This is a genomic window from Saccharopolyspora sp., from assembly GCF_017434145.1.
Taxonomy (GTDB): Bacteria; Actinomycetota; Actinomycetes; order Mycobacteriales; family Pseudonocardiaceae; genus Saccharopolyspora_C; species Saccharopolyspora_C galaxeae.
The window spans coordinates 1-9963 of sequence record NZ_JAFRFW010000831.1 but is presented as its reverse complement, the minus strand read 5'-3'; the positions used below and the strand labels follow the sequence as shown (position 1 = coordinate 9963).

The following is a 9963-nucleotide window of genomic DNA, read 5'->3' as shown; positions in this document are numbered from 1 at the left end:
CGGCTTCGATCGCTGCCTGGAATTTGCTCAGCCGGGTTTCGGCGTCGGCGAGCTTGTTTTTCAGCCTGGCCCGCTCGCTCGGGACACCGCCGGAGTCGCCTTGTGAGGCGACCAATCCGGCCACGGTTTGATCGACGTTCTCGGGGGCGAACACGTGGCTGAGCCAGTCGTTCACGGCGTCCCGAATCATGTCCTCGCGGAGGTACACCGCGGGCGGGTGCGAGTCCAGCGCCGGTGAGCCGGGCGCGAGCGTGCGCGCCGGGCACCGGTAGTACATCCCGTGCGCCCGCGGACTCGCCTCCATCTTTCGGCCGCAGACCGCGCACCGGATGCGTCCGCGGAACAGGTAGGTGCGTTTCGTAGGCCGCCCACTGCGCTCGGTCTTACGTGCGGTTTTCAGCCCGCCGGAGGCTTTCGACCGGCGTAGTAACTGAGCTTGAGTGAAGTCCTCGACCGAGATGATCTCGGGATGTGCCGGTTCTCTCGATCTCACGATGCGGTCCGGGTTCGAGCGCCGGAACCGGATCGTGCTTCCGGCGGCCACGTCGTCCGGGTCGATCAGCGTCTCCTGCCGGGTCCAGCGGCCGAAGAACGCATAGCCGGTGTAGCGCGGGTTCTCCAAGATCGCGCGCACCGTGCTGCTCTGCCACCCATCCGCGAGCCGGTGCCGGTTCTGCTCCGGCCGCCGCGCGGACGGGCACGGGACACCGTCGCGGTTGAGCCCGTTCGCGATGGCCCGATCACCTTTGCCGCTGATGTACTCGGCGAAGACCCGCCGCACGACCGCGGCGGACTCGTCCTCGATCGCCAAGACGCGCAGCCGGTAGCCCTCGGCTGACTTGCGCGGGTTCGGGTGCGGCCCGCCGTCGACGGTGACGTAGCCGTACGGCGCCCGGCCGCCCTGGTGACGGCCCTCGTTGACCACCTGAGCATCCATCGCGGCCCGGACACGGGCCTGCACATGCTGGCGTTCGGACTCGCTCATGCCGCCGAGCACGCTCATCAGCATCTTGTGCGACGGATTGCGCTCGTCGAACTTCCCGCCCAGTTCGGGCACCCACAGTTCGACACCGTTGGCGGCGAACTTCGGGGCTATCAACGAGAACTGGTTGCCGAACCAGCACCGCGTCCCCTCCCCCACGACGACCGCGTTCCAGCCGCGGCCCGGGTCTTTCAACGCCGCCAGCAGCCGCCCGGCTTCATTGCGGCGCTCCCATGGCACGGACCGGGACTGACCGATGTCGAAGTACTCGGCGGCCACGGTCCCGCCGAGTGGTTCGACGAACTTCCGCGCGGTGTCGAGCTGCCAGGAGTGCGAGGTCTCCGGGTCTTGGTTGTCCTCGGTCGAGCACCGCCCGTAGAACGCGACCGGGCCGATCGCGTGGTCGGTGGGCTCAGCGACTTCGACGCCCATCAGCTCGTCGAGCGTCGCCCATGGGTCATGGCTGATTTCAGCAGTCACTTGCACCTCCCCTCCCGAGGCCGGTCCGGGGCCTCGCTCTCGGTGATGTCAACCAGTATGGCAAGCAACGCGCGGCAGGTCTGCGGGGTCAACTCGGGAAGTTCTGCCGGGACGTGGACGGTGACCGCCTCGTCTCGCTCGTCTCCCCTGCTCACGGCTGCTCATCCTCCCCGTCTGCATCGGCGCCGATTTCATCTGTCGCGAGCCGTTCCACCGCGGCGCGAATCTCCGCGGTGAAGTAGCCGCGAACGCGCCGGGTCTCTCCGTCGTCCGCAGGAATCCGGTTGCGGGTCGGACGGCACCCCAAGTCGCCCATCTGCTGCGCGAAGACGCCGGGAGCCAGGTCGAGCGCGTCGGCGAGTTCCGCGGTGGGCACGAACTCCCGGTCGTCGAGTTCGGGGCCGAGGTAGTGGCACACCGCGGCCAACGGTTCGGGCAGGTTCTCCGGTTCGGGCATTGCGGCTGTTCCCGTGCCGAGTGCTTTGACCACGGCGGTTTCGTCGATCGCCTCCTGGTCGTCGTCGCCGCTCGCGTGACCGGTCAGCGTCCCGGCCGCCTCCCGAAGCGCGCGGCCCCGCTCGCAAATGCTCCGCCACTCGGCGTTGACCATGTAGTAGGTCCGCACGGTCAGCGCGACGGTCTCCTCTCCGGCGTCGGTGTCCCCGTCCGGCCGGAGGATTCCTACTCCCTTGTGATGGGTCAGCAGCGCGGATGCGTCGAAGCCGCGGGTGTTCATCTGCTCGCCGAGCACGATGTTGGAGTCCCGCCAGTCCATCACCCGCAGCGCGAACCGCGAGCCGAGAACGGCGCGCAGCCGAGACGGGATCGTGTTCGAGTCCGGCCGCTGAGTTGCCAGGATGACCACGATGCCGACCGCCGGTCCCTTCCGCGCCAGGTAGGTCAGCAGGTCCGCGATGTACCCGCCGAGCGTCGTCTTGCGCCCGCCCACTTCCTCGCGCTCCGAGTTCTCCAGGAACACCTGGACTTCGTCGATGATCACAGCGGTGATCGGCATCCCGAGCGCCGAATCCCTCGATATGGCAGGGGTAATCTTCGACTCGGGGCAGATCTCGTCATCCAGTGTGGACATCCGCGAGTAGCGGTTTTGGACCTCGGCGACCAGCTCGACGAGATGGTCTCGGACGGCCGTCGTGTGCTCGATCTCGTCACCACAGACGAAGCGGTGCGCGACCGCTTCCGCAGCCTCCCAGTCCTTGCCGCCCTTCCCGTCGAACACGTAGAGCCGGGTGTACGGATCGAGGACCAGCCCGGCGGCCGGAATCCGCGCGGCCGACGTTTTGCCCTGCCGCGGAATCGCGCCCACGAGCAGCGACGTCCATACCAACGGCAGGTCGACCCGCCGATTACGGGCGTCCAGCCCAAACGGGATCGGCCGCCAGGCGTCCCACCACTCCGCATCGAGAAGCGGAAGCCGGACGGGCGGCCCGGCGTAAGGGTCCTCGTCCGCCACCCACAGGAAGACTCGCCCGGCGTGGCCGCCGCGCCCGCGGACCCGCTCGACGATGAGCTGAACCTCATCCACCGCCAGCGCGGAAGCCAGCGCCTCCCGATTCTTGACCACGTCGGCGGCTTTCCGCGTCGCCGGAAGGTCCACTGTGATCGCCCAGCCGTCCCCGGCCCGCGCCGCGCGTTCGACCAGCCGCAGCGACTCGTCCTTGCCGATCAGCTTCGCGTCCCGGAAGGCGTCGACCAGGACTTGCGGTTCCATCGTCCACGCGAACGACCGCGGACCCGACAGAACCGGTTTGCGACCCGGCGCGCCTTCCTTGCGGCGACCCACGATCGCCAGCGTCACAGCCGCGACACCTCCGGCGATCCACAGCGCCAGCGACCCGAAGCAGACCCAAAGGACCACGTGCACGGCAGCAGCGAACAGCGCCACCGCTCCCGTGACCTTCCACCGGAACAAGGTGAGTTCACGGATCTCGATGAACTTGTCGGCGAGCTTTTCGGAGTGCTCAGCGGCGTCCCGGTAGTCGCGCACTCCCACCCAACGCCGCCAGGCACGCGCGGCCAGCACGGCACCGCGCCAGACCGCGCCGACGAAGAGCTTCGGCGAGTACACGGTGAACGCGGCGGCATCGAAAGCGGCACCGCTGAACGCCTGCCGGGAACGGAGCGCGGCGGGCACCCACGATGAACGACGCCACCACTCGGCGAACCGGCGCCACCATCCCGATTTCCGCATTGGCGGCTCGTCGTCCACGATGTCCGCCTCGAAGATGTGCCGCTCCACTTCGTTCGGATTCGTGCTCATGCGTGGACCTCGCTTCCGTCCACTTCGGCCGCTAGCGTCGACGCCAACCGCGAGGACAGGCCGCGGGAGCAACCGGTGACTTGCCTGACCCACGCAGGCGTGACCGACATGCCCGGCCGCCAGGCCGACCGCGCCCGACTCAGGTACTCGTCGAAGGACACCCGCCGCTTGTTCGCGGGAGGTTCGATGTCCGCTTCGGCTTGCTCGTCAGCGTTCACCGCCATGTCGCGCGCGGCCTCGCTCAGCTTGTCCCGGAGATCCGTCACCGCCTCGGCGGCGACGAACACGACCAGCGGCGGCACGGAATGCAGCACCACGAGTGCCGCCGAGGCATCCGTGAACGCTTCCCAGGTGTTCATGACGTACGTGGCCGCGAGCGTGAACCACTTCGCTCCACGAACCCATCCTCCGGTGCGGATGCCGTACCGGGCCGTGACCTGCTCGGCGCGCAGCACCGCCAGCAGTACCAGCGAGACCATCGGATCGAGCAGCCACGCGGCCCACCAGGCCAGCGACCACATCGCCGCGCCCGCTGCCGCGAAGCTCTGGACGTTGGTCATGGTGAACGCAAGCCCGAGCAGGATTCCCGTCCAGCACAACCGGTCGACCTGCATCCGGGTCCGCTCCACCGCTTCGGCTTCGGTGGAGGCGGGCGGCCTCGACCACCCGCGCTCCACTCCCCGCATGTTCATCGCCGCCCGCCTTTCCGGCGCGGCTCCTCGACCGTGACTGTCATTGCCCGTGTCAAGGCGTAAGCAGCCATGATCGCCGGAACGATGAGCACTGCCCACAGCAACGCCCGGTTGTCGGCGTGGCTGATCACGAGCCACTGCACACCGACGATCCCGCCCGCGGTGAGCAGGACTCGACTGGTCAGCGACATCAGCCGCGTTCCCGTCCGCGCGGCCTCGCTTGCCCGCCGAGCGGCCCGCGCACTCGCCCTGCGCAAACCGATCAGGGCGACCAGCACGGCGACGCCGATCATGATCTCCAGCGGGGTCAGTTGGGTCATCATGGTCAGTCACCTCCCTCGGCGCGTTCGCCGCGCTGTTGCCAATGCATGAGCAGGTCGCGCCGGTCGTCCTCGGGCAAGGCACCGAACACGCCGACCGTGTCCGCGCCCGCCGTGCGGAGTTCGAGTTCCAAGCACTCGTCCTGAACCGGGCAGCCCGCGCAGAGCCGTTCGGCGAGTTCCCGGTCACTGAGCTGTTCGCCGCTCCACGGCGGTTCGTCGTGCGGCTCGCTCCACATACAGGTGCCGTCGCGGCGCACGATCTCGGCAAGTGCCGCGGTCGCCACCCAGCGCAGGCGGTCCAGCCGCCAAGCGATGCTGATCAGCCGCAGGTCGTTGAACGGGCTGTTCACCGGCCACCTCCGGACTCGGAGGGCTGCCCGAGCAGCCGCAGGAGCGAGCGAGCCGGGACGACCAGCCGCCCGCGCTGCCGGACGGCCCGCAGGCTGCCGACACGGATGGCGCGAGAGACGGCGGAGGGTTCGACGCCGAGGATCGAAGCGGTTTGGCGAACCGTGTAGACGGCCGACCGCTGGGCGTCACGAATTCCGGAATGCATGAAAAGTCCCCTTGGGATAATGATTTCATCCGTATATTGATGAAATCAGCGCTTCAATGGTCATGAAGGTTCCCGTTCCGCGAAAAGCGCGGTGTCACGGGTGGAGAGCGGAGGGAGAACCGTTAACCTCGGCGCCGAGGCGGAGCGCGGAGGAATAGGTGACGGAAGATTGGGCGGCAGTCGCCGCCGCCATCAACGAGCGCGTGAACGCGCTCGGATGGCGTCAACGGGAACTCGCGGACCGGTCCCGCGTATCGCAGGCAATCGTTCGCGAGATCCAGCACCACACGGTGGAGCGGCGGCGAAGCTCGCGGACGTTGGAGTCCCTGTCCACCACCCTCGGGTGGCAGCCGCAGCACTTGGACGCCGTGCTGCACGGCTACACACCGCCTGAGCTGCCAGGAGAGGCCGACCGCGGCGACGCTATGGCGTCCCGCTTGGAGGCCGTCGAACAGCGCCTCACCGAGATCACCGAGCGTCTCGACGACTTGCAATCCGACCTGAAAACGGTGGTCGAGCATGTCCGCCCGAACCGGTAGAAGCGATTCCTCGGAGCTGCTGATTTCCATGCCATTGATTTCATCCGGAATCGCGCTCGATCCCCATGCATCAGCGACGCACTTCCAGTGCACGCCCGGTGCAGAACCAATGCACAACGCCATTCCGGAGCGCTGACGGATGGACATGACCAGCGGATGGACCGGGAGCGCCGCCTGCGCTTTGCAGGCGGCTTTACGGCTCAGCAACGAGGGATTCGCGGAACATCTCGGAGTAGCCACGCGAACCGTGGCCGGGTCGCATCAGAAGCCGGATATGCGGCCGAAGCCGGAGATGCAACAGCTTCTCGACACGGCTTTGGATCAGGCATCGGCGTCGGTGAAAGATCGGTTCGCCGCGCTCACCGCGCATTCACCGGCGCCCGAGCAGGCAGCGCAAGATCCGGCGGCCACCGACGCCGAACAGCGGTTGAGCAGTGATCGGAACATCGGCGCGGCTCTCGACTGGATCGACCAGCACGCCGGTTGGGAGCCCGGGACCGCTCGGCGAAAGACCGCGACGCGGCTGGTCGAACTCGACAGACGTTCCTTGGAAGATCGCGGGTCCAAGCGCGGGCGCGTGAACCAACGCGAAATCGCGCACGCGCTCAGCGAGTACTACCGCGATCGTCCCGGAGCGCACGGCCTCTACAGCGCGAACTACGGCGACCACGAATCCGCGACGAGCATCCTGACCAGCCCGGACTGGCTCGACCTCGGTGCCCCGCTCATCGCCTCGCACGACCGGTTGCGCGTGGCACCCGACGCCGATGCCGATGTCTCGTTGGACGAGGAAGCTGCTTCGCGAGCGGTCGAGCGACTGGCGGAGACCCTGACGATGGGAATCCGGCTTGTCGACATGCAGCTTTATCGGCTACTCGGGGTCGACTTCGACGGCGGCCGGATCGGTGGCTCGCTTGGCGTGACCCGGTTCGTCGAGTATGCCCTGACGATGGATCTACTCGAAGGCGAACTGGTCGACGCGCTGGCCGCAGGAACTGCGCCCGAACCGGGCGCGCTCCCCTTGCGGGATCGGCATCTTCCCGACGTGTCTTCGGTGCTCGATACAGCCGCTCGGCTGTGTTCGGGCGGCCCGCTCGCACTCTGCGCGATTGCCCGTCCTTCAAGCCCGTTCCGCGGTGAGGCCGACTACCTGCTGTTGGTTCAGGAGCGTTCCGGCCACGTGCTGAATGCCTCTCGTCGTCTCGCGGTCACGCCGAAGGGCTTCCACCAGCCGTTGACCGACGTACGCGCCGACGCGCAGATCGGCGCCACGCTGCGGCGGGAAATGGAAGAGGAGCTGTTCGGCCGCGACGAGATCGACAACACGGTGGGCGATCAGCGCAAGGCCGATCCGATGCACCCAAGCAGACTGACCGAGCCGATGAGCTGGCTGTTCGAGGAACCCGGCCGGATACGCATGGAGTGCACCGGCTTCGGCCTGAACCTCGTGAGCGGGAACTTCGAGTTCCCCGGTCTCATCGTGATCGAGGACGAGGAGTTCTGGAAGCGGTTCGGCGGACAGATCGAAGCCAACTGGGAGGCGTCGAACCTGCGCCAGTACTCCAGCCTGGACGGCGACTACCTGGCCGAACTCGTCCGCGATGTAGCGTGGAGCAACGAAGGGTTGTTCGCCTTCCTGCAAGGGCTCCGGCGCCTGTCGGACCTCGGCGGGGATCGGGTGGACCTGCCGGACATCGGATGGGAACTCAAGTAGTGGGCGACAACTGGTACCGCGGGAACGCTGCTGAAGACGGCAAGGACACCCGCGGTTGGCTCCTCGGTCACTTCATGCCGCCCGAGGATGTGCGCCACTCCACCGGCGTCGAAGTGAAGTGGGGCATCCACGAGCCCGGCGAGAAGCGCTCCGAGTGGGCATCCGACGCGGAGCGCACGACGATGCTCCTGCTCGTCCAGGGCCGGTTCCGACTCGATCTCGCGGAAACCAGCGTGACACTGGAAACTCAGGGCGATTACGCGGTGTGGGGGCCAGGGCACGAGCACAAGTGGGAGGCGCTGACGGACGCCGTGGTGATCACCGTCCGTTGGCCGACCTCGTAAAGGCGGCGTCCACTGTGGGCAGATCGAGCCGGGGATCGTCGCGCTCGCCGAGCCTGCGGATTCCCTGGAGCAGCGCGAAAAGCCCTTCATTGCTCCACCGCTCGTCGGCGACAAGCTGATTCAGCAGCTCGCGGTCCTCTGTGGAGTAGAGCCGCAGCCCGGAAGCTTCCCAGTTCGCTTCGATCGCGCCGCCGTAGCGCGCCCAGAACTCCTCGTCCTCGATGACGACCAGGCTCGCGAACTCGTAGTTCCCGCTCACTAGGTTGAACCCGAACCCGGTGCACTCCATCCGCACCCGGTCCGGGTCGTCCGAGAGCCACCGCATCGGCTCGGACAACCGAGTTCGATGCATCGGCGACGCAACACGCGATTCGCCCGCCGTGCTGTCCACTTCGGCTCGGCCGAACAGCTCCTCTTCCACCTCTCGCCGGAGCGTCGCGCCGATGCGTGCTTCCGCACGGGGTTCCTTCAAAGGCTGGTGGAAGCCTTTCGGGATAACCGCAAGCTGACCCGCTGCGTTGAGCACGCTGCCTGAACGCTCCTGCACCAGCAGCGCGAAGTCCGCAGGGCCGCGGTACGGATCAGCCGGCCGCGCAATCGCGCAGAGCGCCAGCGGACCGCCGGCGCAGACCCGCCCCGGCAGATCCAGCACAGCGGCAAGGTCCGGCAGGTACTCGTTCCGCAGGGGTAGCCGAGACGGTCGAGTTGACTGCCCGGCGCTGATCGCGTCGAGAAGTTCACCTTCAAGCAGGTCCGCGGTAAGCGCGTACTCGACGAACGGGGTCAGCCCTACCAAACCGCTGATACTGCCGTTCGTCAGATCCACGTCCTGGAGGCGGTAGAGCGGCGCGTTGGTCAGCCGCACGTCCAGCGCAGCCGCTTCCGCCAGCCGGTGAACGGCCCGCTTCGTGTCGAGATCGGCGCCGGTCGAGGACTCGCGTTCGTCCAGCGTCAGGAGATCACGGTCAGGAGTCACCGGACAGCCGAAGTCAACCCACTCCGGGCGCGTGACGATGCTGGTCCGGAAGTCGTTTCCGTCGCACGCAACGTTGTAGAGGGAGCAGTCCGCGGAGGACTGCCCGTAGTAGTCCGCGAGCGCATCGGCCACTTCGCTGCGCCGCACGCGGGATCGTCGCGCGTTGCGGTCCAGGAGTTCACCGGCACTCAGCCGAGCCAGGCGAGACCGCACCTTGTGCTTGGCGGCATCAGGCGACCATCCGGCGTGCTCATCGAGCCAATCGAGCGCTGAGCCGAAGTCGCTCGCATCTACGTCGGTGCCGAGTGCTGCCGGTCGAGACGACCTCGCGGCCTTATTGGCACTCCGGCGGTTCTGAACCGGCGGCCCGCTGCCACCATCCGCGGCCGAACTCGTCAGCGCTTCAGCCTCGGCCGACTCGACCGGTTCGGCAAGCAACGTGTCGATCGGTTCACCAAAGATCCGCTCCAACAGCCGAGCCGTCACCGGCCGAACAGGTCCGAGCGGCTTTCCGCCGGGTCCGCACCCGGACACGAGCCGCTGCAGGTGCCGAACGCCGAGCGTGCCCGGCTCGCCGTACTCGCGCGCGAAGTTCTCCGCGTACTCGGCGAACTCCTCCAACGTCTGCCGACGTTCACGTATCCGCTGTTCGAGCACCGTCCGGTAGCTCCACACCACCGATCCCCTCCCCGCAGAGGTCGCCTCGTGTCGCCCGCAAGTCGCCCCGAGGTCGTTCTCGGCCGATATCAGCACGGACACACTGATTTCAGTCTGACACGGACCGACCCAATCAAGGTCCGAAGCCGTCCGGCGCGGCGCACTCCGCCTCCCTCATGCCGTCGCCGGACACCACCGCGGGCGGAGCCGGGAACCCCCGTCACCCGGCTCCGCCCGCGGCCACCCTGCCGAGGAGATCGCTCCTGACCGAGACGCTCCAGTGGTTCCAATACAAGCCGGGAATCGTCGGCGAGTCACAGCGCGTCGTGCACTGCGCCCGCGTGGCCGGTGACGAATGGCTGATCTCGTGGTGCCGTCGCGAGTTCGACCCGACCGCAGTCGAGCCGACCGCGGAACCCGGG

At 67.6% G+C, this 9963-nt stretch carries 10 protein-coding genes; 3 read left to right on the top strand and 7 right to left on the bottom strand.

What is annotated here, in order from left to right; genetic code table 11:
* The 6 genes from IJH84_RS22585 to IJH84_RS22560 form a co-directional block, all read right to left on the bottom strand.
* Nucleotides 1-1462 (bottom strand): recombinase family protein (locus IJH84_RS22585; protein WP_295148736.1); only part of this gene is annotated, 1462 nt, incomplete at its 3' end.
* 151 nt (nucleotides 1463-1613) lie between these two features.
* On the bottom strand, nucleotides 1614-3740 hold the full coding sequence (locus IJH84_RS22580) for an FtsK/SpoIIIE domain-containing protein (RefSeq protein ID WP_295148733.1): 2127 nt from the start codon (nucleotides 3738-3740) through the stop codon (nucleotides 1614-1616).
* On the bottom strand, nucleotides 3737-4426 hold the full coding sequence (locus tag IJH84_RS22575; protein WP_295148740.1) for a hypothetical protein: 690 nt from the start codon (nucleotides 4424-4426) through the stop codon (nucleotides 3737-3739). Before IJH84_RS22575 ends, IJH84_RS22580 begins: the two co-directional genes overlap by 4 nt.
* Before the next feature lie 2 nt (nucleotides 4427-4428).
* A complete protein-coding gene (locus IJH84_RS22570) occupies nucleotides 4429-4755 on the bottom strand; it encodes a hypothetical protein (RefSeq protein WP_295148730.1) in 327 nt (108 codons plus the stop codon).
* Between the two features lie 2 nt (nucleotides 4756-4757).
* Nucleotides 4758-5105 carry a WhiB family transcriptional regulator gene (locus IJH84_RS22565; RefSeq protein WP_295148725.1) on the bottom strand — a complete coding sequence of 116 codons (348 nt, stop codon included), beginning with the start codon at nucleotides 5103-5105 and terminating at the stop codon, nucleotides 4758-4760.
* Nucleotides 5102-5311 (bottom strand): helix-turn-helix domain-containing protein, encoded by a 210-nt coding sequence (locus IJH84_RS22560; RefSeq protein ID WP_295148723.1) that lies wholly within the window; start codon nucleotides 5309-5311, stop codon nucleotides 5102-5104. The genes IJH84_RS22565 and IJH84_RS22560 overlap by 4 nt, the downstream gene beginning before the upstream one ends.
* A 158-nt stretch (nucleotides 5312-5469) precedes the next feature.
* Here IJH84_RS22560 and IJH84_RS22555 point away from each other — a divergent pair, with 158 nt between their 5' ends.
* From IJH84_RS22555 to IJH84_RS22545, 3 genes are all read left to right on the top strand, one after another.
* A complete protein-coding gene (locus IJH84_RS22555) occupies nucleotides 5470-5850 on the top strand; it encodes an XRE family transcriptional regulator (RefSeq protein ID WP_295148722.1) in 381 nt (126 codons plus the stop codon).
* Between the two features lie 139 nt (nucleotides 5851-5989).
* On the top strand, nucleotides 5990-7564 hold the full coding sequence (locus IJH84_RS22550; protein ID WP_295148720.1) for a transcriptional regulator: 1575 nt from the start codon (nucleotides 5990-5992) through the stop codon (nucleotides 7562-7564).
* Nucleotides 7564-7908, top strand: coding sequence for a signal peptidase I (locus IJH84_RS22545; RefSeq protein ID WP_295148718.1), 345 nt, complete (start codon nucleotides 7564-7566; stop codon nucleotides 7906-7908). Before IJH84_RS22550 ends, IJH84_RS22545 begins: the two co-directional genes overlap by 1 nt.
* On the opposite strand, the gene IJH84_RS22540 is transcribed toward IJH84_RS22545, so the two are convergent.
* Nucleotides 7883-9370, bottom strand: coding sequence for a transcriptional regulator (locus IJH84_RS22540; protein ID WP_295148716.1), 1488 nt, complete (start codon nucleotides 9368-9370; stop codon nucleotides 7883-7885). The genes IJH84_RS22545 and IJH84_RS22540 overlap by 26 nt on opposite strands.
* Between the last annotated feature and the right edge of the window lie 593 nt (nucleotides 9371-9963).